The organism is Pseudoalteromonas sp. NZS127 (assembly GCF_015864805.1).
In the GTDB taxonomy this organism is placed as follows: Bacteria; Pseudomonadota; Gammaproteobacteria; order Enterobacterales; family Alteromonadaceae; genus Pseudoalteromonas; species Pseudoalteromonas nigrifaciens.
In genome coordinates this window covers 1-24,961 of record NZ_JADYWN010000021.1, presented here as the reverse complement: position 1 = coordinate 24,961, position 24,961 = coordinate 1, and the positions used below count along the sequence as shown (strand labels likewise).

Here is a 24,961-nt window from a genome sequence, read left to right as displayed (position 1 = left end):
ACCGCTTTAAGTATAAAAAAGCATAGAAAACGCATCTTTAAAACTAATTGATTATTATCTATTGCAGCCAAAACTATGTAATATTGGTATAAGATATATTTATTAGTAATAAGGTGCGTTTTTTAATGTCTGAGTATTTATTACCCGATGAGCCAGTAAAACAAGTTTACCTTGATGCAAATGCAACGACCCCTGTGTTGCCATGCATAGTTGATGTGGTGTGCCATGCAATGCAAACCTGTTTTGGTAATCCTTCTAGCCCACACATAACGGGTATTCAAGCTAAGCACTTATTGGAGCAAACTCGACAAAAAGCACGCGCGGTAATTGGCGCTAATAATGGTGATATTTTATTTACCTCTGGGGCAACCGAAGGTATTCAAACGGCTGTAGTGTCTACGCTGATAAATGCTAAAACCCATAATAAAAAAAATCCGGTGTTACTTTATGGCGCTACAGAGCACAAAGCAGTACCAAATACCCTAAAACATTGGAATCAAGTGCTAGAGATTAACGCTCAAGTACTTGCTATTCCGGTTGATAGTAACGGTATTTTAGACTTAGATTTTATTGCTCAGCATATTGATGATGCGCTGATGATTTGCACTATGGCGGTTAATAATGAAACCGGTGTATACCAAGATCTAGCGGCAATAGAGCAGGTTATTCGTAATCGCAATAGCAGCGTGTCTTGGATGGTCGATTGCGTTCAAGCATTAGGTAAGCAGCAGCTTATGTTGAGCGAAACAACAATAGATTACGCACCGTTTTCGGGCCATAAACTCTACGCTCCCAAAGGCATTGGCTTATTATATATTCGTCAAGGCAGTGCTTATACGGCATTTATAGCCGGTGGCGGGCAAGAAAGTGGTATGCGCTCAGGTACTGAAAATCTCCCTGGTATTGCAGGACTTAATAAGTTATTTAGTTTGTTATTAGATAAAACCGATGACACGTTTAAATCAAGTGCTGTGCTTGCGCAATATCGCAGCCAATTACACAATGCAATAAGCGATACATTTGGTGCCATTACCTTTAACCATGATTTTGCATACTCAGTGCCCACCACGCTTAATTTTGCGGTTAACGACTTAACCAGTAAAGAAGTTATTGATTTATTTGATGCTGCCGGCATACGCGTGAGCGGCGGCTCTGCGTGTAGTACTGGTGCTTCACAAAGTTTTGTACTAGATGCAATGGGTGCAAGCCAGTGGCAAAGTGAAAACGCCATACGTTTATCGTTTGGACCTGCCGCCACGCAACAAGATATTGACCATGCCTGTGAGCGAATTCGCGCCCTTAAACAAGTATTACAAGCAAATTGCCTGGTAGTATCTGACAGCGCTACACCTACGCAGGAATTATGTGCACTAGGCTTAACCCAATTTAGGCACCAAGGCGCGTGCAGCTGGTTATATGTTAATAGCAACAACCAAGCGGTGATCATCGACCCTATTATAGAGTTAATACCGCGCTTTGAAAAAATAGCCAATACGCAAAATTTAACCATAACCGCTATTTTAGACACCCATGCTCACCAAGAGCGTAATAGTGCAATTACCCTATTACGCAGTGTGTTAGCAGCACGTTTAGTAGCAGGAGAGGTTGATCAATTGGGTTGGCCAGTTAACCAAACGGTGATTAATTTAAATGGGCAACGCCTAGAAAAACTTGCCACACCTGGGCATAGCCAAGACAGTGTGAGTTACTTATTAAAAGAAGCCTCGGGTGAGGTTCGCTATTGTTTTTGTGGTGATCTCATTTTACCAGCGGGGCTGGGTAATACTCATTTGCTTGGTGGTAGTGCAGAGCAAATGGCTGACTCGTTAATATTATTAGCGCAGCAGTTAACCCCAGAGGCGGTTATTTGCTCAGGACACGATTACCAACAGTGTTTTGCTATGAACTGGGCGGTGCAACAACAGCAAACTCCTTTATTGAGCGCATTATTATCTAAGCAAATAACGAAAGATGAATTTGCTGCTAAAAAGCAGCAGCACGATGAGCAAAAACAAACAGATAATAACAACCAGCTTTGTGGTTATGTAAATGCGCAACCAGATACAAATACACAGCAATTGAGTTATTCACAGGCAAAAGAAATGCTCAGCCACGGCAATGTATATTTAATTGATACGCGCGAACCCTATGAGCATGGCGCTAATAATATTTCATCACTGTTAAATGTTGCTACAGCTAAAACCTTAAATATTCCGCTTAGCCGTATGGCAAACGCAATAGTAGAGCAGCAGCTAGATAAAAATAATCAATATATTTTAGTGTGCCGCAGTGGTAACCGCTCAAAGTTGGCAGCAGCTAATTTAATTGAGCTAGGTTATACCTCGGTTTATAATTTAAATGGCGGTTTGGCACTGGGAAGTTAAAATTAGTTAGCAAATAAATATAATTAAGGCCGGCATTTGTCGGCCTTTTTATTTATTTGCCAAATTAAGCTAACTGAGTCGCCTCTGAATGGGTTGTTAAATTAATATATTAATTTTATGATACCGGTGTCAAAAGCAAAAAATTACGTTATCATTCACAGCATAAAATATAAAAACAGCTCATTTTTAACTTTGCTATATATGTTAATTAACTAAGTTTTATATAATAAATACATTTAAATCAATAGATTAATATTTTAGGGGATGTTTACATGACTAACCGTTCGCAATTAGCAAGTTGGCAAGCGCTTGAAAAAAGTGCAACCAAGATGAAACAAAGCCATCTTAGGGATTTATTTGCTAAAGATGACGCGCGTTTTTCTCAGTTTTCTACGCAAATCCCTGGATTATTATTTGATTACTCAAAACAACGTATTGATAAAGATGTTTTTACGCAGTTAATTGCATTAGCTAAAGAGTGTGACATTAGCGCTTGGCGTGAAAAAATGTTTAATGGTGAAAAAATTAATATCACCGAAAACCGAGCAGTGTTACACACAGCATTACGTAACCGCGCTCATACGCCACTTATTGTTGATGGTGAAAATGTAACTGAGTTGGTTGATAACGAACTTGCTAAAATTAAACTGTTTGTTGAAAAAGTACGCAGTGGTAAGTGGTTAGGCTACAGCGGTAAGCCAGTAAAAGATGTAGTAAGTATAGGTGTAGGTGGTTCAAACCTTGGCCCGCAAATGGCAACCGAAGCATTAAAAGCATTAAGTGACGATACCTTAAATGTACATTATGTGTCGAATGCTGACGGGGTACAAATTGCCTCGGTATTAAAAAATATTGATGCTGAAACAACCTTGTTTGTTATTGCATCAAAAACGTTTACTACGTCAGAGACAATGACTAACGCTAAAACAGCGGTTGATTGGTTTTTACAAACAGCTAAAGATAACGCCGCTATTGCTAAGCATTTTGTTGCGGTGAGCACTAATTTAGAAAAAACAGCCGAGTTTGGCATTAGTAACGACAACGTATTTACGATGTGGGATTGGGTTGGTGGTCGCTTTTCATTATGGAGCGCTATTGGTTTACCGATTGCATTATATGCAGGATATTACGCTTTTGAAGCAATTTTAGAGGGTGCGTACGAAGTTGATGAGCACTTTAAAAACGCACCACTAGAGCAAAATATTCCGCTTATTATGGCATTATTAAGTGTGTGGAATACCAGCTTTTTAGGTTATACCTCGCAAGCTATTTTACCTTATGACCAAGCGCTGCACATGTTGCCTGCGTACTTACAACAAGGCGAAATGGAAAGTAACGGCAAGCATGTTAACTTTGCGGGTGAAACTGTGCCTTATACAACAGTGCCAATTATTTGGGGTATGACCGGGATTAACGGGCAACACGCATTTTACCAATGTTTGCATCAAGGTAATGTTATTGTACCGGCTGATTTTATTGCCTCAATTAAGCCGCAAGTAAACGTTGATAAACATCACGATATTTTATTATCGAACTTTTTTGCGCAAACAGAAGCACTAATGAATGGCGTAGATGAGCAAGAGATCACCGCAGATTTAACTGCTAAGGGTAAATCTCAGGCACAAATAGATGAGTTACTAAAGCACAAAATTCATCAAGGCAACCGCCCAACTACCTCTATGTTACTAGATAGCGTAGACGCTAAAACGGTAGGGCGCTTAATTGCGTTGTATGAGCATAAGATTTTTTGCCAAGGCATTATTTTAGAAATTTGCTCATTTGATCAATGGGGTGTTGAGCTAGGTAAAGGATTAGCATCAAAAATAGAAGCCGAGTTAGTTGATGAGCGCGTTAAATATGCTCATGATAGTTCAACTAATGGCTTAATGGCGTATTATAAGCAACATCGTACGCAGTAAAAATTTAGCTTAGTAACATAAGCAACCAAATACCTTTGAACGGGTAGCGCTGGTGTACTTAGGGACTGTATTTTTGTGAGAGGAATTACAGTTCCCTAAGGCCCATTTTTAAGCGCAGATGATAAAATTAATAATAAATAGCCAGCAGTGTGGTTAAATAAAAAACATCATCATCACAGCATAATAAAGCAGGTTTTTGTGCAAATATATTTATAAAAACCGACATCATTCAAGCAATAAACCGCTATATCTGATTACCTAACGGGTAGTGCCAGGTAGCACAAACGTAGAGAGTAACTATGCTTAATCCTTTTGATATTATAATTTTTGGGGGCGGTGGTGACCTTGCGTTACGCAAATTACTACCTGCAATGTATCGAGCATATCAAGAAGGTAATTTACCTGAAGGCTCACGTATTTTGCCAACGGTACGCGAAGAAACCCAACGTGCTGAGTACATAGAAACAGCACACAAAGCCTTAAAAGAGTTTTTAGCAAAGGATGAGTTTAATGCTAAAGATTGGAAAGCCTTTGCTACTTTTTTAGTACCTGTTGTTAGCAATGTAACAGCCCCTGACGATAACTGGGATGTGCTAAAAGGTATTTTAGATGAGCACGACAGCACTAAATCTCGCGTATTTTATTTATCACTACCACCTGCTGTGTACGGCACTTGCTGTGAAATATTATCTGTTAAAAACTTAATAACGCCTACTTCACGTGTAGTGGTTGAAAAGCCTATTGGTTATTGTGGTGAATCTGCTGAGGCTATCAATGGAAAAATCGCAGAGTATTTTAGCGAAGAGCAAATTTTCCGAATTGATCATTACTTAGGTAAAGAAACTGTTCAAAACTTAATGGCACTGCGTTTTTCAAACTCGTTGTTTGAAAACATGTGGGATGCTAAATCAATCGATAATATTCAAATTAGCATTTCAGAAACTGTGGGCCTTGAAACCCGTGCAGGCTTTTACGACAAAGCCGGTGCGCTGCGTGATATGGTTCAAAACCACTTGTTACAACTGTTATGTTTAGTAGCAATGGAATCACCCCATAAACTTAATGCCAATAGTATTCGCAACGAAAAGCTCAAAGTATTAGAAGCGCTGCGTCCACTTATTGGCAGCGACGTAGATAAAAATATTATTCGTGGCCAATATGTACCAGGTGATCTAAACGGTAAAATTGTACCAGGTTACTTAGAAGAGCTTAATGAAGGTTCAAGTAAAACCGAAACCTTTGTAGGTATTCGAGCGCATATTGATAACTGGCGTTGGGCAGGTGTGCCATTTTATTTGCGCACTGGTAAACGCATGGCTAAACGCTGTGCTGAAATAGTAGTGCAATATAAAAAAGTATCACACAATGTATACGAAGACAGCGTAGGCGAAATAGAGCCAAACCGCTTGGTGATTCGCCTACAACCAGAGGAAACTATTCAGCTAACATTGATGTCTAAACGCTTAGATAACCTTGAAATGCAGCTTGAGCCAGTAACGATGAATATTGAGCTTTCACAAGCCTATAGCAATGGTTTTCACTCAGATGCCTACAAGCGCTTAATGCTAGATGCAGCCGCTAATAATCCTTCGTTATTTATCCATCGTGATGAAGTACGCCAAGCATGGAAGTGGATTGATCCAATCATCGACCGCTGGCAAGAAAAAGGCAAACCGGCGCTTTATCGTGCAGGTAGCTGGGGCCCAGAAGATGCTGACGAATTATTAGCAGAGAACAACCATGTATGGTTTAACACCGGTGATAAGGGAGCATAATGGCAACAATAATTGAAAAGTTTTTTGATAGTAAAGAGGCGCTTACAGCAGAGCTGTCAGCAACACTTGAACAATCATTACGTGATGGCATAAGCAATGATGGCCGTGCAGTATTAATGGTATCGGGCGGTTCATCCCCTGCTGCGGCGTATAAGCATTTATCAACCCTTGATTTAAATTGGCAGCATGTTGATGTTGCTATGGTTGACGAGCGTTGGGTAGATGCTAGCCACGAAAAAAGTAACGAAGCATTTATTAACAGCACGTTATTACAAAACTATGGTGCTGCGGCTAACTTTGTCACGATGAAAAATAGCGCCGAGACAGCGCAGCAAGGCACTGCAGTGTGTGAAGCTGCTTATGCTGCGTTAAAACGCCCGTATGATGTGACTATTTTAGGTATGGGGCCAGATGGTCATACTGCGTCATTATTCCCACATGCAGAGGGTTTAGAAATAGGCTTAAACTCGGAGCAACTGGTATGTGCAATCAATGCCATTGAAAGTGATGTAACTGGCAGTATAACTGAGCGTATGACACTTACATTAAACGCGATAGCGCAATCTAAAGTGGTTAAGCTACTTATTAGCGGTGATGAAAAACTCGCTGTGTATAAGCAAGCCAAAGCGGGTGGGGATGTAAACGACATGCCACTGCGCGCAGTGCTAAATCACCCAAGTATTAATATTGAGGTTTATTGGGCGCCGTAATTTAAAATGAGTGCGAATGAACAAATAAAAAGGCAGCTATAACTAGCTGCCTTTTTATTTGTGCAATTATCATCCAAAATAACGTGGTTAGTAACGTGATTTTGTTAAAACAGGTTAACATTAAAAACAAGCCTGTATGTTAAACAGCCTTGCTGTGTATGCTTTTTAAGCAGATTTAACCCTTGTTATGTGTACGTTTTTTGGCAAGGTGCAGATTTATTTAAATTTTATTTTATCAAAACGGTTGTCATAAAAGTTTCCCTTCCTTTTTTTGCTCAAAAGCATTAGCCTAAAGGTATTAACAAAGAAACATACAAATTAAAAATAAACGGAGCAGTAACATGGCGGAGCAACAAGTACAGCCTTTACACAACGAAAAACATGCCAATACTAAAATTAAAAACGGCATCAATGTAGAATTTATGAAAACGCAACATTTAGTGCCAGTAGTTGCACATGAATTTGCGCGTATAGCGAATGAATTTCCAATGTCTTTCGTTAAAAATAACGAAACAGGCACTTTTCAAGCAGTTGCTATGTTTGGCCTTGAGCCAGGCGAAAACTTGTTTGTTGAAGGCGATAAGTGGACGGCAGCATTTGCACCAATGGCTACGACGCGCTACCCACTAGGTTTAGTAAAACACCCAGATCAAGATCAATACGGTATTGTTATTGACGAAGCGAGCCCATTAGTTGGCGAAGAAGAAGGTAATGCGTTGTTTGAAAACGGCGAAGAAACTGACTACTTAAAGCGTCGTAAAGAAGCATTAGTATCGTTTATTGAGTTTTCACAGATCACAGATGCTTTTACGAAGTTTTTAGCCGATAAAGAGCTTTTAGTAGCGCAAACGCTAACAGTTGATATTAAAGGCGAGAAAAAAGACATCAACGGTATTTACCTTATCGATGAGAAAAAACTTAATGAATTAAGTGATGCTGACTTTTTAGAGCTACGTAAACGTGGTTATTTAGCACCAATTTATTCTTTTTTAACGTCTACGCATCAAGTAGCACGTTTAGCTCGTTTAAAAGCGCAACAAGCGTAATAATTTAAACCAGCAAAAAAAAGCGCCTTTGGGCGCTTTTTTTATGTGTTTAAACTTACTTTACTTGATAAATAGTTAGCGACCATCCACATTGGTTTCACTGAAGTTTATAAGAGCTCATTATGAAAAAATCACTTTTAATGGCGCTTATCGCCACTAGTTTTATTAGCGTAAGCAATAACGCTTTAAGCGGAGAAGTACCTTTTGCTATTGCCATTCATGGCGGTGCGGGCACGATTGAAAAAAGTAAATTTACGCCAAAAGAAGAGCAAGCTTATCGTGCTAAATTAACCCAAGCGGTAGAGGCCGGTTATAAAGTACTTGAGCAAGGCGGCGAAAGCTTAGATGCCATAACGGCAGCGATTCAAGTGATGGAGCAGTCTACTTATTTTAATGCAGGGCGTGGCGCGGTTTATACTTACGATGGCAGCCATGAGCTCGATGCATCAATTATGGATGGTCGTAATCGTCAGGCGGGCGCAGTTGCAGGTGTTAAGCATGTAGAGAGCCCAATTAATTTAGCACGTTTGGTTATGGATAATTCAGTACACGTCATGCTCAGTGGGCAAGGCGCTGAAGAATTTGCTAAAGAGCAAGGTATTCCCTTAATCGAAAATAACTTATTTGATACCGAGCACCGCTATAAAGCATTATTAAAAGCAAAGCAAAAATTAGATAAAGCCAAAGCAACCAGTAAAGACTATCAAGCGGCGCATAAAGCCTTGCCAAATAACTATAAAATGGGCACGGTTGGTGCGGTAGCACTGGATAAAAATGGCAATTTAGCAGCTGGTACATCAACCGGCGGTATGACCGCCAAACGCTATGGCCGTATTGGTGATGCGCCGGTAATTGGTGCAGGAACGTTTGCGGAAAATGAATCGTGTGCGGTATCGGCTACCGGCCATGGTGAGTATTTTATTCGTTACAATGTAGCCAGCGATATTTGTGCGCGCGTTAAATACCAAGGTAAAACCATAACGCAAGCAGGGGACGAAGTGATTAATGGGGTACTTGCACCAATAGGCGGTACGGGCGGTGTTATTATAGTGGATACTAAAGGTAATATTAGTTTGCCGTTTAATACCTCAGGTATGTACAGAGCCAGTAAATCAAATACCCAAGCCACTTATGTAGGCATTTTTAAAGGCGAATAAGCGCTTTATTTGTTTGGCTGGTGGCTTATATAACAAACTACTAAGCGTTATGCACTTTGTAGGATTAACCCCAGCCATTTAATTTGCTACAATTGCGGCTCTTTTACTAATTTTATAAGGTATGCGGGTGGTAAACCTAGGTCAGTTGTTTGGCGAGCTAAAGACGTGCTTGAAAAAAGATCAATTCATTTTTAAAAAACGCTTACATGGCGTAAAAAAAATAACCGATGAGAATAAGCATGCCAACGCGCTTGAAAAAATAGCGGCCGACATTACCCGTAGCCAAGCACTGCGCGCGCAGCGTTTAGCGGCTCTGCCTAAAGTGACTTACCCAGAGCAATTACCGGTGAGTCAAAAAAAGGATGTGATTAAAAACGCCATTGCTAATAACCAAGTGGTTATTATTGCAGGTGAAACCGGTTCAGGTAAAACCACGCAAATTCCTAAAATGTGTTTAGAGCTAGGGCGTGGGGTTGATGGCTTAATTGGCCACACCCAACCAAGGCGACTAGCAGCACGAACGGTGGCTAATCGTATTGCAGAAGAAATGCAGTGTGAACTTGGCCAACAAGTTGGTTTTAAAATACGCTTTAGTGATCAGGTCTCGAATAATACCTATATTAAACTAATGACCGACGGGATTTTACTTGCCGAAATTCAACAAGATCGATTTTTAAATCAATACGACACCATTATTATTGATGAAGCGCACGAACGTAGCTTAAACATTGATTTTATTTTAGGTTATTTAAAAAATTTACTCCCTAAGCGCCCCGATTTAAAAATAATAATTACCTCAGCAACGATCGATCCAGAGCGTTTTTCAAAGCACTTTGATGATGCGCCAATTATAGAAGTATCAGGGCGAACCTTCCCGGTTGATGTACGTTACAACCCAGTTACTGAGATAAATAAAGAGGATATGGAAGCCGAAGGCGACCAACTGCAAGGTATTTTTGATGCTGTAGATGAACTGTGTGCAGAAGGCCCTGGCGACATTTTAATATTTTTAAATGGTGAGCGTGAAATACGCGATACCGCCGATGCTCTCAGTAAACGTAATTTAAAACACACTGACATATTACCGCTTTATTCGCGACTATCAAACGCCGAGCAAAACCGCATATTTGCACCGCACTCGCGCCGCCATATTATTTTATCGACCAACGTGGCCGAAACATCGTTAACCGTACCGGGGATTCGTTATGTAATTGATCCGGGTACGGCGCGTATTAGCCGTTATAGTTACCGCACCAAGGTACAGCGCCTGCCTATAGAGCCAATATCGCAAGCCAGTGCAAATCAGCGAATGGGACGTTGTGGCCGCGTAGAGGCGGGTATTTGTATTCGTTTATACGCTGAGGATGACTTTTTATCACGCCCAGAGTTTACCGATCCTGAAATACTACGTACTAACTTAGCTTCGGTTATTTTACAAATGCTAGCGCTGGGTTTAGGCGACATGGCGCAGTTTCCGTTTGTGCAAGCCCCAGATAGTCGTAATATTAGCGATGGTTTAACCTTGCTTGAGGAACTCCAAGCAGTACATCCCACTAAACGTAACGACAAAACAGCGCTTACCCAGTCAGGCCGAGAATTAAGCCGTTTACCGGTCGATCCGCGTTTAGCTAAAATGGTGTTAACCGCACATAAGCTCGGTGCGCTACGTGAAGTAATTATTATAGTGGCGGCACTGTCTATTCAAGACCCCCGTGAGCGCCCGCAAGAAAAACGTGCTGCGGCAAACGAAAAACACGGCCGTTTTGATGATCCTGATTCAGACTTTATTGCATTTTTAAACTTGTGGAATTATTTAGAAGAGCAACAAAGCGAGCTGACTAATAGCCAGTTTAGAAAACTCTGCCAAAAAGACTTCCTCGCTTATATGCGCCTTCGTGAATGGCAAGATATTGTTTATCAAATAAGTACCGTATGCAACGAAATGGGTATGAAAGCCACATCGAATGCTGCCGACGGTGAGCAAGTTCACAAAGCATTACTGAGCGGTATGCTTAGCCATATTGGCTTTAAAGATGAAAAACAAATTTATAAAGGCGCGCGTAATAGCCAGTTTCATATTTTTCCGGGGTCGGGGTTATTTAAAAAGAACCCCAAATGGCTAATGTCGGCAGAGCTGGTAGAAACCAGTAAATTATATGCCCGCACTAACGCCAAAATAGACATTAACTGGGTTGAGCCACTGGCGCAGCATTTGGTTAAGCGCAGTTATACAGAGCCACATTGGGAGAAAAAACCCGGTGCGGTAATCGCCTTTGAGCAACAAACCTTATATGGCCTGCTAATCGTCAATAAGCGCCGCTGCGTGTATAGCAATATTGATCCTAAAGTGAGCCGTGAGCTGTTTATTCGCACCGCATTAGTTGAGCAAGAACTGGGTTTAAACGAAAGCTTTTTAGAGTTTAACCGCGAGCTGATTGAAGATATTCAAGTGCTTGAAAACAAGTCACGCAGGCGCGATATTTTAGTTGATGAGCAAACTTTATTTGAGTTTTACGATAAAAAAATTCCAAAAGAAATTAATAATCGTGCAGCATTTTTAAAATGGTATAAAACGCAAAAACAACAAAATAAACACTATTTGCAAATGAGCCGCGATGACTTAATGCAGCATGGTGCAAGCAGTATTACCGAGTTTGACTACCCAGATACTTGGCAGCAAGATAATTTAATTTTACCTTTAGCGTATCATTTCGATCCCGGTCAAGCGGTTGATGGTGTGTCGGTACAAATACCGGTTGCGCTATTAAACCAAGTGCAAGAAAGCGGCTTTGACTGGCATATACCTGCGTTTCGACATGAGTTAATAAGTGGTTTAATTAAATCATTGCCTAAGTCACTGCGCCGTAATTTTGTACCTGCGCCTAACTATGCCGATGCTGTTTTGGCGGCTATTGAGCCATTGCAGGGGAGTTTAATTGACGCACTTAGTAATCGACTATTAAAAATGACAGGGGTGCGAGTTGACCCTGATGCCTGGGATTTAAGTGCCTTGGCAGCGCATTTACGTTTGCAGTTTGAAGTACGTGGCGATAACGATAAGTTACTCGCGCGTGGCCTAGATTTAGCCAAACTTAAAGCGCAGCTACAAGGCGAAGTAACGCAAACATTATCCAAAGTAGCCGATAAAGGCATAGAAAAAGCAGACTTAACGCAGTGGGATTTTGGCGAGCTACCTAACTCATATGTAAAAAAACAAGGGCAATACGAAATTAAAGCGTATCCGGCGCTGGTGGATAAAAAATCAACTGCTGCTATTGAGCTTTTCGATAACGAAGTAAAAGCACAGGTTGCCCATCAACAAGGGCTGCGCCGATTAGTATTATTAAATGTGCCTTCACCAATAAAGTATTTGCAGCAAAACTTACCAAATAAGGCTAAGCTTGGATTGTATTTTAATCCTTTTGGTAAAATAGCCGATTTAATTGATGACTGCATTGCCGCCGGTGTTGATAGCTTATTATTAAAGTACGGTGACATTCGCACCAGCGACGCGTTTGAAAATGTAAAAGAGCATATACGTGGTGAGCTTGGTGACGCTGTAGTTGAAATTGCCACGCAAGTAGAGCAAGTGTTAAGTATAGCCCATGCCTTACATAAAAAAATGAAAGGACGGGTAGATTTAACCATGATCACTGCGCATGGAGATATTAAATCGCAATTAGAGTCTCTTGTTTTTAAAGGCTTTGTAAGCCAACATGGGGCAACTAAGCTAAGTGACTTAATCCGTTATTTAAAAGCGATTCAAAAACGTTTAGAAAAGTTACCCATAGATCCAAATCGCGATAGATTATGTGTACTTGAGCTTGATAAAGTGGCTCAAGAGTATAAAAAGCAAGCAAACAAAACCCCTGAAGGGATGCCAATTCCAAAAGAGGTAGAAGCTATCTTTTGGATGCAGCAAGAGCTGAGAGTGTCTTTATTTGCACAGACCTTGGGTACTCCGTATCCAATTTCGGCAAAACGTGTGTTAAATGCAATAAAAGAAATAGAGTAAAAGGTGTATCTACTATTAAGCTTAAGTGCTTAATAGTAGAACTTATTTTTTGTTTTGAGAAGGAAACGACATAGCCATGTCCTCATCAATAGAACATAAAGTACAACAACTACTAGTGGTAGATGACGAGTATTTTAATTATGAAATACTCAAAGCAGCACTTAGCGCAAAGTTTGATGTTAATTATGCCGATTCTGGAACAAGCTGTTTAGCCTCTGCTATTGCTAATCCGCCCGATATTATTTTACTTGATGTATGTATGCCAGGGCTGGATGGTTACGATACGTGTAGAATGCTTAAACATACACCTGAGACAAAAAACATCCCTATTGTTATGGTGTCAGGGCTGGAGTCACCGCTTGAAAAGCAAGCTGGGTTTGACGCGGGCTGTGATGCTTATGTGGTTAAGCCGTTTTCTGTACCACTGTTGTTAGAGCAAATTAATAAAATAGTATAGGAAAAATTATGTTTACAGATGATAAGCGAAATTTTCGACGTATGCAGATCAATACACCAGCAAAGCTAACCACAATAGAGCCGATTGCTGGCTTAAATTATAATGCAGAATGTGTAGATTTGAGTGCAACTGGGTTGTCGTTGCATTTAGATGAGTTACTTGAGCCAAACACTATTTTATTGGTACATATAGACTCAACTCATCCGAGTATTGCGCCTTTAGACGCAACGGCTAAGGTGATACGCGCCAGCAAAGAAGATGACGGTACAATAACTGCCGGACTTGAGATAATACAGTTTAATTAGCTTAGGTAGCGTGGTTATTGCCCATATAAATAGGTAATAACTACGTATAAATACTAGGGTCTGTTGACCTTTGCGGATTGAAATTTGTTCAAACTAGGGGCGATTTAATCACGGCGCGAGGTTTGTAACCTAGTGGGCTAAGTAAAAACCGAGCAACAAAGAGTCAATCGCCCCTAGGCAGAACCCTTCGGGCAGTGCCTGTTTGGCATTGATGCTACGTTATCGCCTATTTATGGGGAATAACCACACCACATAGGCTCTGCCTTGCCTAAATACCAAACACACTGCTGCAAATTCAACCTTGAAAGATCAACAGACCCTAATCAAGCCTAGGCGTTAGTAAACCTTACAAATTAAGCCTTTTAAGTAAAAACCTTCAGGGTAACTACCCGCAATAGGGTGATCGGCGGCTTGGTTTAAACGCTCCATAATAAGTAAGTCTTTACCAGCATCAAGGGCTGCATCAGCCACCACTTTTTGAAACAAGTTTTGCTCCATTAAGCCCGAACACGAGAAGGTTAATAAGGTGCCACCTGGTTTTAATATTTGCATAGCAATCATGTTTATATCTTTATAGCCACGACACGCACCAGTAAGTTGTGCTTTGTTGTCGGCAAACTTTGGCGGATCCATTACTATAGTGTCAAACAATACACCGTCTTCGCGGTATTGACGCAGTAACTTAAATACATCTTGTTTGACAAAATCAACCTTATCTAAATCAAGGTTGTTATGCTCAACATTGCGCTTAGCTGTATCGAGGGCTGGCTGCGATACATCCACATTAGTTACGTGTTTACAGCCGCCACGTAGGGCATACAACGAAAATGTACCCGTGTAGCTAAAGCAGTTTAATACGGTTTTGTCTTTAGAAAAGCGTTCAAGTGCAGCGCGGCTATCGCGTTGATCTAAATAAAAGCCGGTTTTATGGCCATCAATAATATCAACTTCAATTTTAAAGCCATTTTCTGCAATGAGTACTGGGGCAGTTGGTTCATTGCCCCATAATGCCCCTTTAATTGGCTCAAGGCCTTCTTTGGTACGCACTTCTACATCTGAGCGCTCGTAAATGCTCATACCAGGGAATATAGCCATTAACGCGCCAACAATTTCACCTTTATGACGCTCAGCACCCGCGCTAAGTAATTGACACACTAATACGTTGTCAAACTTATCTATGGTAACGCCGGGTAAAAAATCTGATTCTGCGGCGCAGAGTCTAAAGCCAGTTAAACCACCTTCTTCGATTACTTGGCTACGGGCTTCTAGTGCACGACGTAGGCGGCGTTCAAAAAAGTGTTGATCAATAACTTCTTTTTCGTCAAAGCTCCAAACACGGGCACGAATTTGTGAATGTGGGCTATAAGCTGCTGTTGCTAAAAATTTACCTTCACTGTCGTGAATAGTAACTGTGTCACCTAGGCCTGGTTTACCTTTAATTTTTTTGATGGCTTTGGAAAATAACCAAGGGTGTTTTCTTTTTAATGATTTATCGCGGCCAGCTTGCAGGTAAACGGCAGATGTCATAAAGCTTCTCAGTAGTAATAAATAAGCGCTGTATTTTAGTCAAGGCAAGGGCAACATACAATGAATGTTTTGCATGGAGCCCATAAATCGCGGTAAAGTATGGCTAATTCAATATGTTAATTAGGTATTTGGAACACGTTGTGACAGACATAATGTTAAGCCCTGAGCTGCAGCAGCTCAATTTACAGTGCAGAGCCTTTATTACCACACTAATTCATGCCGATGTGGCGCATGATATAACCCATATTGAACGCGTAGTTCGGGTTGCTATTAAATTGTGCGATGCAGAGCAAGCTAATATGAAGGTAGTGCTCCCGGCTGCATGGTTACACGACTGTGTAGCCGTGGCTAAAAACCACCCAGATAGGGCTAAAGCCTCTACTATGGCCGCCGATAAAGCGATTGCTTTTTTAGCTTCTATTAATTACGACGCGCAATTATTTACTCAAATTCATCATGCAATAGCGGCGCATAGCTTTAGCGCCAATATTAAAGTGAACTCAGTAGAAGCACAAATAGTGCAAGACGCAGACAGAATGGATGCACTAGGCGCGATTGGTATAAGCCGCTGCATGAAAGTAGGTGGCTCAATAAGTCGATTACTATATAACCCGGATGACCCATTTTGCCTACAACGCGAAGCAGATGATAAAAAATACACGCTTGATCATTTTTTTATTAAGTTATTACACATAGCTCAAAGCATGAATACTCCCTCGGCTAAGGCCGAAGCACTAAGACGTACTGAGTATATGCATGACTTTTTAGAGCAACTAAAGTCTGAAATAGGAGAGCAGCGTGAGTATACCTAAGCTAGCTGGGATTGATCATTGTCATTTAAATGTGGATGATTTAGCGCAAGCGGTTAAATGGTATGAGCGTGTTTTAGGTTTTAGTGTGGTTGAAGCGCTCGCCTTTTGGAATGAAGATGGCAAAGGGCCATTAACCCTTGAAGATGCAAATGCTACCACGCGTTTAGCGTTATTTACTGCACAGGGACGTAGTAAAGGCATTGCTTTTTTAGCCACTGGGGAGCAATTTATTGCATGGCTTGAGCATTTTGAACACCTAAATATTAAAACAGTATTAGCTGATCACGGCGTTACGTTTTCAATTTATTTTAAAGATAACAGTGGAAATAGCCATGAAATTACCTCTCATGACTATACGCAGATTAAAACTGTGTATCCGCAGGTATTATTAGGCTCGCATACAGCCAAAAAGAGCTAAATTAAAATCGCTCCTGATGAGCATTTTTTATGGCAATAATATCGTCAATTTTGCCAATAAATAGCTCAACCAATTGCGGGTCGAAGTGTTTACCGGCTTGTTGTTGCATATGTTCTAGAGTTTGCTCTATGCTCCAAGGCTCTTTATAGGGGCGTTTTGAGGTAAGTGCATCAAATACATCGGCAATGGCAACAATACGCCCTTCCAGCGATATGGCTTCTCCTTTTAGGCCATTGGGGTAGCCAGTACCATCCCACTTTTCATGATGTTCAATTGCCAGCACATGCGCCAGTTGTAATAGTGGCGATGATGAATTTGCTAAAATTTGTGCACCAATTAAAGCGTGCTCTTTCATGTGGGTAAACTCATCGGCAGTTAACTTTCCGGGTTTTAGCAAAATGGCATCCGGAATACCTATTTTACCTACATCGTGCATAGGGGCTGCTTGGCGTAATAATTCGGCGTGTTGCTCATCCATACCCAGCGCCAATGCAAGTACTTTGCTGTATTGACTCATACGTATAATATGCTCACCGGTATCGGTGTCTTTATATTCTGCAGCACGACCTAAACGCTGTACTAAATCGACATGAGCTTGTTTTAGCTGCTCAGCTTGCACTAACGACAGGTGAGTTTTAACACGTGCCCGTACAATAGCAGGGCTAATGGGTTTGGTTATATAGTCTACAGCGCCTAGTTCAAAACCTTTAAATTCATCACTTTCATCACTTAGCGCAGTAACAAAAATAATAGGGATATGCGATGTTGCAGGGTTAGCTTTAACAATTTGGCATACTTCAAAGCCATTCATATCAGGCATCATAATATCGAGTAAAATTAGCTTTGGTAGTTCTTTTTCAAGTAATGCTATAGCGGCAGCGCCCGATTTAGCAAACGACATTCTATATTGATTACCAAGCACCTCGCGCATTACTTTTAAGTTTGCAGGCTCGTCGTCAACAATTAATATGCGGGGCTTATCTAGAATAAAATCCATTAATTAATTCTCCTTTAGGGTTAACTTTTTAAGTAAATTTGCTAATTTAACTTGCGCGTTATCAAAGTCGAATTCATCAAAGGCACTGGCTATTTCATCTATATCTACTTGTACTGATGCTATACATTTACGTTGTAACTGATCGAGAAGATCATCATTAAGTTCGGCATTTTGTGCATCAGCATAGAGTTCTTGGCAAATTTCTATTAGCTCAGCTGTTGATAACGGCTCAGCATTGTCGATAAGTTTGGCGGGCTCTTTACATATAGTGCTTGCTAATAATTGGCCGATAAGCGCCAATTCAGTTTTTATATCTGCCAAAACGCTGGTTAGCGCAGCTTCATCGTCAGCGTTCTCTAAACGCGTTAACAGTGTCATTAAGGTTAATAACCCTAAATTACCAGCCACGCCTTTTAAAGTGTGAATAAGCGTATAAACACTTTTAATATCGCTTAGTTGCAGCTTAAATAAGCTTATAAATTGCTTTTCGTTGGTATTAACAAATTTAGTAATTTCGGTAAGCTGTTTACATTTAGAGCCCCACAAAGCTAACCCTTTTTCAAAATCTATGTGCTTGGCATCGGGGTCGGTTTGCGCAATTAATGTTTCTTTTGCTAAGCCAAGTCCAAGCACCAGTGCTATTTCTTGATTCAGTTGGTTGATATCAACCGGCTTATTAGCAAACCCATTCATGCCTGCATTTTTAGCGGTTAGTTTATCTTGCTGTAACACGCTGGCTGTTAAGGCAATAATAGGCGTAAATTTTATTTGTTTTAGTTGCTCCAATGCACGAATTTTAATGGTGGCCTCAATACCGTCACATTCAGGCATGTGAATGTCCATTAAAATGACATCAAAGTCTTGTTGATTAAACGCCTCAATGGCTTTTAAGCCATTACTTGCAGTGGTTACTGTGTGTTGATCTCGCGAAAGTAATATAGAAAGTAGCTCTGTATTTTGTTCTATATCATCAACCACTAATATTCTAAGCGGAGGTAGTTCGGTATGTAGGCCTTCAAAATAATCTATTTTATTTTCATCACCAACAGTAAAAGGTAATGAGAAGTAAAAGCAGCTGCCTTTATCAACTTCACTCACTAAATCAATTGAGCCATGCATAAGCTCTACTAATTGTTTACTTATTGTTGTGCCTAAACCTGTGCCACCAAATCGACGTGTGGTCGTGCCATCGGCTTGCACAAAAGGCTGAAAAACCGCTTTAATACGATCTTTAGCAATACCAATGCCTGTATCTTGTACTTCAAAAAATAGGTGATTATTTTGTGTGGTACTTACGGTAACAGTAACAGCGCCTTGCTCAGTAAATTTAATAGCGTTACCAATAAGGTTTGTAAGTATTTGCCTAAGGCGGTCGGGATCACCGTAGTATGCGGTGCTAACTGATTTATTAATATTAAGCGTTAAATTAAGGTTTTTCTTTTTAGCTTCTAACCAAAAAGTTGAAATAATACTGTCGATAACGGGCTTTAAATTAAAATGCACAGGCTCAATGGTTAGCTTTCCTCGTTCTAACTTTGCAGAGTCGAGAATCTCATTAAGCAGCCGCAGCAAAGAGCGTGCTGCGCTATTAACCGTAACAAGGTGCTTTTGCTGCTCTTTACTTAGCGGTGTATCCATTAGCAGATCGCTAAAGCCAATAATTGCATTCATAGGGGTGCGTATTTCATGGCTCATATTTGCCATAAAAGATTGCTTAGCATTGGCAGCTTCTTCTGCTTGCAGTTTAGCGTGCTCTAATTTTGCTTCATACTCTTTGCGCTCAGTAATATCAACAAGTACACCATCAATCCACTGTGCAACATCGGTATTATTAAAGTCAAAACTACCTTTCTCTAATACCCATACAGTTGCGCCGTTGCGATGGCGAATTCTATATTCAACAGAGTATTGACGCTTTTCGGTAACGGCATTAGTGAGCGTGGTAATAATCATTTGTTGATCAGACTTTAAAATCAGGTCTGTAAACTCAATGTGTTGCTCAATAAATTCATCTGGTGTATAGCCAGTTAAATCCAATATACTTGGGCTAACAAATAGCATGGTGTAGTTAGTATCGAATTTACATCTAAAGGCAACGCCTGGCATATTTTGCATTAATGAGCGATATTTTTGCTCATTTTCAACAACCGTTTTTTGTAGCGCTCGTTGCTGCGTTAAGTCAGTAATAAAGCCAACATACAAAGGCGGTTGCCCAGTTTGCGTCACTTGTCCAATACCAAGGCGCACAGGGATCAAATGGTTATCTTTATGTTTAGCAAAAGTATCGCGGTTTATGCCTATAATAGCGCTTAGATCAAGAGTCATATCACCAGATGATGACGCATTGTTTAGAGCGTTATTATCATTTAAAAGAATCTGTACACTTTTACCTTGTAATTCATGTTCTCGCCAACCTAAAATCTTACTCGCAGCATCATTAAAGCTTAAAATAATACCTTGATGATCAATAGTCACAATGCCATCTATTGCTGTTTCTAATATGGCGTTTAACCGCGACTCGTCGGCTGACTTTTCTTCAAGTAGCAGTTTATAGCGTACCATGCCATTAATTACAGCAACCACGCTGGTTATTGCAACAGTTGCAGTGGCAACCGCAATTGCAACAAATGTAAGCCCAGCAGACGCATTTTCGTCTGCGTAAATAAGAGGAGAAGTTGCTACAAAACGGGTTGCTGCCATACCCATATAATGCATACCAGTAACAGCAAAGCCTAATATAACGGCGCTGGTTGAACGAATTTGTAACTGTGATAACCGAGGGAAAATTCTTTCAAGATTAAAGCGGCTATATAAAGCTATAAACGATAGGGCAACGGCCATTAAAATAGACAACCCAAACATAACTGGGTCATACCGTAGCATAGGCGCAAGCTCCATCGCCGCCATACCACTGTAATGCATAGTGCCAATACCCGAGCCTAATAATACTGAGCAAATAGCTAATACTTTAAAGTTACCATTACTTTTTACCAGTATAGATACAGCATATTGGCATGCCAAAAATGCCGGTATAAAAGAGAGTAAGGTAATAGTTGGGTTATATTTAATGTTAGTACACAAAGAAAAAGCTAACATACCAATAAAATGCATGCTCCAAATACCCGCAGAAAAAACAGCTGCAGCGGTTACAGTAGCTAAACGTTGATAGCTTGGGAAAGTAGTTTTTTTAGCTAAATCAATGAGCTTTGTAGTAAAAAAAGCGGCAAATATCACTATTAAAACTGAAAGAGAAACCAAGAGAGGATCGTAAACCCCGTTTATAATTAAACTAGGATCTTGGTCAGTAATAAAGAAAGCTGATAACATGGCGGCTCTAAATAGGCATTTTAATCGTGTAGTTTAATAGAATTAATTAATTAATAAACCGTTAATTTTATGATTGCTTATTAAGCTATAAATAAACAACACGGCATTAACTAACCATTAGACGAAAAGTAGCCCCTAGCTAGTATAGTGTGAGAGATTAATTTGTTTGCCTACCAACTAAAAAAAAGTACCCGACGAAAGACCGTTGCTATTAAAGTGCATAATCAAAATGTGACGGTATATGCCCCCCATCACGTACAAAAAAAAGTGCTCGATAACTGGTTATTAGAAAAAAAATCATGGGTTGAGGCGCAGCTGCAAAAACAGCTTACTTTGGTTGATACAAAACAGTATCCACTTAAGGACAAAAAGATCTGGGTTTTTTCAGAAGCAATTAATTTAACGTTTCAGCAAGGCAATACCTCTACAGTGGAGCGCCAACAAGATGGCCTGCTTATTACCGTTTCTGCTCGTGTTAAGCATCAGCAGCAAAAGTACCAATTACTTTTAGAGGCGTATTTAAAAGAGCAGTTAACCGCATACATTGAAATGCGACTTAATGACTTTTGCACGCAGATGCAAGAAGCGCTGCCTAACGATTTAAATATTGCAGTTTATAAACGCAAATGGGGAAGTTGTAATAGTAAAAGGGCGTTAACATTTAACTTATTATTGATTGGTGCACCGCATAGCATTATTGATTATGTAATAGTGCATGAGCTGGCGCATTTACGACATTTAAATCATAGCAAAGCATTTTGGCAGCGCGTAGCACAATTTTGTCCCGACTATAAAGCAAGTACGTTATGGCTAAAACAATATGGTATGAGTTTACAATGGGTATTTTAATGTTTAACTAAGAAAAAACACGGAGATTACTAACAAGGAATGTAGTAACTATATAAGTAGAAAATAAGTAGAAAAGTGGTGGAGGGAGCTGGATTCGAACCAGCGAAGGCTGAGCCGTCAGATTTACAGTCTGATCCCTTTGGCCGCTCGGGAACCCCTCCACACTAATTTTGTTACATTTGGCCCCACTTAACTTAGCGGTAAGAAAAGTGGTGGAGGGAGCTGGATTCGAACCAGCGAAGGCTGAGCCGTCAGATTTACAGTCTGATCCCTTTGGCCGCTCGGGAACCCCTCCAATGCAACGGCGCTGATAATAGCAAACATCGTATTTAAGTAAAGAAAAAAGCTAAAGAAAAATGAAATAAAGCCGATAAATAGGTATTACTTACTTCAATCGGCTAAAGTCTATGCAAATCGGTGATTTGTTAATCACAGAGAGTCAGCTCAACACTCGACTCAATAAAAGTGTGCATGAAAAGCGCCGAGGAGAGTTTGCGCTTTTACTCGCTATGCTATCTCATGATGCACTCGATTTTAGCCAATTCCATTTACCAAAAACAGAAATTGAAGATTCAACTGTTGGCGAAGATACCCTTCGCAAACAAATAGGAGCAGGTCCAAAGCAACTTTTAGCGCCAGATAAGTTTGATATCTTGATAGGGCAGTTTAACGCCTCACTATTAATGCAAGCAGGGGAACGCGCTGGAATGAGCGATATTAAATTAAATCACTGTTTAAACCCTGAACCATTGTTTATAAGAGATGATGTAAGCCATATTCCGCTTCAGGTGCGTGATAATTGTGAATTAGCAGTGCGCAGGCGTATAAATAACACACAAACGCAACTATCTAACCCGCAACTCGATGCTGCTGCCTTTTACGAAAGCCTAAATAATGATGCGCTTCACCACCCATTGCATTTAGTAAGCGCTTAATTATAAAGCGTACGCTGTAACTGCTTTGATATTGCAATAACCAATCATATTAATAGAACTTGGCAAACGATTGCGCCATCACTCTAACTATTAAGTTACTTGTCTGTAATATAAAGCCGCTAACTCTCTACACTTAAGCGCATTTTAGCGATACTTTATTTTATTAATGGATTAATAATTGATTTAATATAAAAAAAGCATCCAAAAATTAAATGCAATTGCTATAATAGGCTCAAATGGTATGACATTAAATGCCGTTATCATTAAACCAAGGTAATTAGGAACGTAATGAAGAAAATATTCACGCTAAATCACGAGAAAATCAAATATCCTCGTATGGTTGACGCCGCAAAGCATGAAGTGAAAAAATATTTGAAAAGAGAGCGTAACAAAACTCTACCACTCGATGCTGATTACTGGGCGTTTGATTGTAAGTTTGGTAATACCGCTGAAGATGCACAAGTAGTGCACGTTGCAGAGCTTAGTAATCATATAAGCGAAATAGAAAAGCAAAGCTTAACTTCTTTTTATGTAGAAATATTAGCGCGCCCAGCTCAACGTCAACAACCAGATTTGGATGACGACGAATAAGACGCTTATAAAGTAATTTGCGTAATTTTTAAAATGGGCCTATTGGCCCATTTTTTGTTTGTACGTTTATACAAACGCGATTTAAACCTTGAGCATTCAAGTACAAGCAGCTTATAAGCAGTGCTTACTTTCAGTATTACCCTGAAAATTATGGCCGTGATTCTCTAAAACAATTAACAACAACTCTGTATCGCCATTTTTATATTTGGTTGTAAGTTTGATTAAAACCCCAACTTTAATACATTTGCATAACATAAGACTGTATTATACTGTGTTAGTTGATAATTATAGAAAACAGTAGTATTTATGCCATTAAATTATGCCGATAGCGATTTAAAACTTAGCCTTAAAACCTCAAAAGTTCTCATTGTTGATGATCAGTTACTTAGCATAATTGTACTGAAAAAAATATTATCAAAGCACTTTATTGTTAACACCGCCAACAGCGGTGAAGAAGCAGTTGAAATATGTAAATCTAATACTCCCGATATCGTACTGCTGGATATTTCAATGGATGGCATATGCGGTATAGAAACCTGTTTAAAACTTAAAACGACGACACAAACCCAAGACATTCCCGTTATATTTGTTACCTCCTTTGAAAACCAAGAAGAGGACTGCTGGGAAGCGGGTGCGGTAGACTTTATTCAAAAACCGATTAACCCAGAAACCTTATACAGAAGAGTAAGAGCGCACTTAACTATTAAGCTGCAACATGACTTATTAAGTCAAAAAGTGTTTCTTGATGACTTAACTAAAGTATTTAACCGTCGTTATTTTGATACTCATATTAATAAAATACAATTGAGTGCATTAAGAGAGAATACAGAATATGCTTTATTACTTATGGATATTGATTACTTTAAGCAATACAACGATATTTATGGACACGTAGAAGGCGACGTTGTTTTACACTTAGTTGCTCAAACAATTGCCAACAGCCTGCAAAGGCCAAGCGATTTTGTTGCCCGCTATGGCGGCGAAGAATTTGTGGTTGTGCTACCCCATACCAACGAGGAAGGCGCTCGCTGTGTTGCTGAAAAAATTAAAAATAACATATATGGCTTAGGTGTTTTACATAAGTACTCAGAGTTTGAGTTTGTCACTATAAGTATAGGTGGAGCTACGTTATTGCAATCAGACGAAGGCAACATGGATATTTTGCAACGCGCAGATAAAAAAATGTACGCCGCTAAAGCACAAGGGCGAAATACAGTGTGCTTTTAAAGCGCAGCGAACCCAATACCAAAATATACGGTAGAGCAGTTATTAACACAGGCCTATAGGTATGTAAATTGCCAATAGTTGCTCAAAAGTAAAATTTTATTTTAGCCATACACATCGCCTGTAACAGCCAACCCTAGGCATGGCTATTGGATGTATTTAAGGTTCAGTTGCCTGTAATTACCTACTTTACTTACCGCACAGCTGCAGTTTGTTATACGCTATGACACTTTTTATATTTTTTGCCACTTTGGCAAGGGCAGTTGTCATTTCTGCTTATTTTAATATCGGCTACCGGAAATAGTGTGCCTTCAAGGTAGCGCCACTGCCCATCTTGTTTAATAAACAACGACTTTTCGTGCAACTCGCAATATAGGTTTTGGTAAAAGTAATTGTAACTATTCAGCCTCATCTGAAATGAATATATCAGGCAGCTGATTTTTGAATAATAACTCAAGGGCTAGGCTTGCAGATACATATTGTTTTCTGCAAGTCGATAAATAGCTTCTCAGC

At 40.0% G+C, this 24,961-nt stretch carries 18 protein-coding genes, 2 tRNA genes and 1 pseudogene; 15 read left to right on the top strand and 6 right to left on the bottom strand.

Annotation, left to right across the window (positions count from 1 at the left end):
- Positions 1 to 125: 125 nt before the first annotated feature.
- The 9 genes from I6E78_RS15655 (at position 126) to I6E78_RS15615 (ending at position 13,768) form a co-directional block, all read left to right on the top strand.
- Positions 126 to 2,384 carry an aminotransferase class V-fold PLP-dependent enzyme gene (locus I6E78_RS15655; RefSeq protein ID WP_197182860.1) on the top strand — a complete coding sequence of 753 codons (2,259 nt, stop codon included), beginning with the start codon at positions 126 to 128 and terminating at the stop codon, positions 2,382 to 2,384.
- 272 nt (positions 2,385 to 2,656) lie between these two features.
- Positions 2,657 to 4,303 (top strand): glucose-6-phosphate isomerase, encoded by a 1,647-nt coding sequence (gene pgi, locus I6E78_RS15650; protein WP_197182859.1) that lies wholly within the window; start codon positions 2,657 to 2,659, stop codon positions 4,301 to 4,303.
- 299 nt (positions 4,304 to 4,602) lie between these two features.
- Positions 4,603 to 6,078, top strand: a complete 1,476-nt coding sequence (gene zwf / locus I6E78_RS15645; RefSeq protein ID WP_011327826.1) for a glucose-6-phosphate dehydrogenase — start codon at positions 4,603 to 4,605, stop codon at positions 6,076 to 6,078.
- Entirely contained in the window at positions 6,078 to 6,788 is a 711-nt protein-coding gene (pgl, locus tag I6E78_RS15640) for a 6-phosphogluconolactonase (protein WP_197182858.1), read from the top strand. Before zwf ends, pgl begins: the two co-directional genes overlap by 1 nt.
- 341 nt (positions 6,789 to 7,129) lie before the next feature.
- Entirely contained in the window at positions 7,130 to 7,834 is a 705-nt protein-coding gene (locus I6E78_RS15635; RefSeq protein ID WP_011327828.1) for a SapC family protein, read from the top strand.
- Positions 7,835 to 7,956: 122 nt separating this feature from the next.
- The gene (locus I6E78_RS15630; RefSeq protein ID WP_197182857.1) at positions 7,957 to 8,991 is read left to right on the top strand and encodes an isoaspartyl peptidase/L-asparaginase family protein; all 1,035 of its coding nucleotides are present in this window, start codon (positions 7,957 to 7,959) and stop codon (positions 8,989 to 8,991) included.
- A gap of 127 nt (positions 8,992 to 9,118) precedes the next feature.
- Positions 9,119 to 13,006: an ATP-dependent RNA helicase HrpA gene (hrpA, locus tag I6E78_RS15625; protein ID WP_197182856.1), complete on the top strand. Its 3,888-nt coding sequence runs from the start codon at positions 9,119 to 9,121 to the stop codon at positions 13,004 to 13,006.
- Between the two features lie 76 nt (positions 13,007 to 13,082).
- Entirely contained in the window at positions 13,083 to 13,463 is a 381-nt protein-coding gene (locus I6E78_RS15620) for a response regulator (RefSeq protein ID WP_058373030.1), read from the top strand.
- An 8-nt stretch (positions 13,464 to 13,471) separates the two neighbouring features.
- Positions 13,472 to 13,768, top strand: a complete 297-nt coding sequence (locus I6E78_RS15615) for a PilZ domain-containing protein (RefSeq protein WP_086998101.1) — start codon at positions 13,472 to 13,474, stop codon at positions 13,766 to 13,768.
- A gap of 336 nt (positions 13,769 to 14,104) precedes the next feature.
- On the opposite strand, the gene I6E78_RS15610 is transcribed toward I6E78_RS15615, so the two are convergent.
- Positions 14,105 to 15,295 (bottom strand): class I SAM-dependent methyltransferase, encoded by a 1,191-nt coding sequence (locus I6E78_RS15610; RefSeq protein WP_011327833.1) that lies wholly within the window; start codon positions 15,293 to 15,295, stop codon positions 14,105 to 14,107.
- Between the two features lie 152 nt (positions 15,296 to 15,447).
- On the opposite strand from I6E78_RS15610, the gene I6E78_RS15605 reads away from it, so the two are divergent.
- A complete protein-coding gene (locus I6E78_RS15605) occupies positions 15,448 to 16,107 on the top strand; it encodes an HD domain-containing protein (protein ID WP_011327834.1) in 660 nt (219 codons plus the stop codon).
- On the top strand, positions 16,094 to 16,525 hold the full coding sequence (locus I6E78_RS15600; RefSeq protein WP_086993303.1) for a VOC family protein: 432 nt from the start codon (positions 16,094 to 16,096) through the stop codon (positions 16,523 to 16,525). Before I6E78_RS15605 ends, I6E78_RS15600 begins: the two co-directional genes overlap by 14 nt.
- A gap of 1 nt (position 16,526) precedes the next feature.
- Here I6E78_RS15600 and I6E78_RS15595 read toward each other — a convergent pair whose 3' ends face one another.
- Positions 16,527 to 17,522 (bottom strand): response regulator, encoded by a 996-nt coding sequence (locus I6E78_RS15595; RefSeq protein WP_011327836.1) that lies wholly within the window; start codon positions 17,520 to 17,522, stop codon positions 16,527 to 16,529.
- Positions 17,523 to 17,525: 3 nt separating this feature from the next.
- On the bottom strand, positions 17,526 to 20,849 hold the full coding sequence (locus tag I6E78_RS15590; protein WP_197182855.1) for an MHYT domain-containing protein: 3,324 nt from the start codon (positions 20,847 to 20,849) through the stop codon (positions 17,526 to 17,528).
- A gap of 162 nt (positions 20,850 to 21,011) precedes the next feature.
- Here I6E78_RS15590 and I6E78_RS15585 point away from each other — a divergent pair, with 162 nt between their 5' ends.
- Complete coding sequence (locus tag I6E78_RS15585; protein WP_197182854.1) at positions 21,012 to 21,698, top strand: M48 family metallopeptidase; 687 nt, start codon at positions 21,012 to 21,014, stop codon at positions 21,696 to 21,698.
- Positions 21,699 to 21,774: 76 nt separating this feature from the next.
- Here the strand turns inward: I6E78_RS15585 and I6E78_RS15580 are convergent.
- Positions 21,775 to 21,859, bottom strand: a tRNA-Tyr gene (locus I6E78_RS15580).
- A 49-nt stretch (positions 21,860 to 21,908) separates the two neighbouring features.
- Positions 21,909 to 21,993, bottom strand: a tRNA-Tyr gene (locus tag I6E78_RS15575).
- 112 nt (positions 21,994 to 22,105) lie between these two features.
- On the opposite strand from I6E78_RS15575, the gene I6E78_RS15570 reads away from it, so the two are divergent.
- The 3 genes from I6E78_RS15570 (at position 22,106) to I6E78_RS15560 (ending at position 24,451) form a co-directional block, all read left to right on the top strand.
- Complete coding sequence (locus I6E78_RS15570; protein WP_011327839.1) at positions 22,106 to 22,633, top strand: VC2046/SO_2500 family protein; 528 nt, start codon at positions 22,106 to 22,108, stop codon at positions 22,631 to 22,633.
- Between the two features lie 288 nt (positions 22,634 to 22,921).
- Positions 22,922 to 23,224, top strand: coding sequence for a DUF6172 family protein (locus tag I6E78_RS15565; protein ID WP_011327840.1), 303 nt, complete (start codon positions 22,922 to 22,924; stop codon positions 23,222 to 23,224).
- A gap of 306 nt (positions 23,225 to 23,530) precedes the next feature.
- Positions 23,531 to 24,451, top strand: a complete 921-nt coding sequence (locus I6E78_RS15560; protein WP_011327842.1) for a GGDEF domain-containing response regulator — start codon at positions 23,531 to 23,533, stop codon at positions 24,449 to 24,451.
- 211 nt (positions 24,452 to 24,662) lie between these two features.
- On the opposite strand, the pseudogene I6E78_RS15555 reads toward I6E78_RS15560, so the two are convergent.
- Positions 24,663 to 24,842, bottom strand: a pseudogene (locus tag I6E78_RS15555) (SEC-C metal-binding domain-containing protein); the annotation flags it as partial.
- Positions 24,843 to 24,961: the final 119 nt, after the last annotated feature.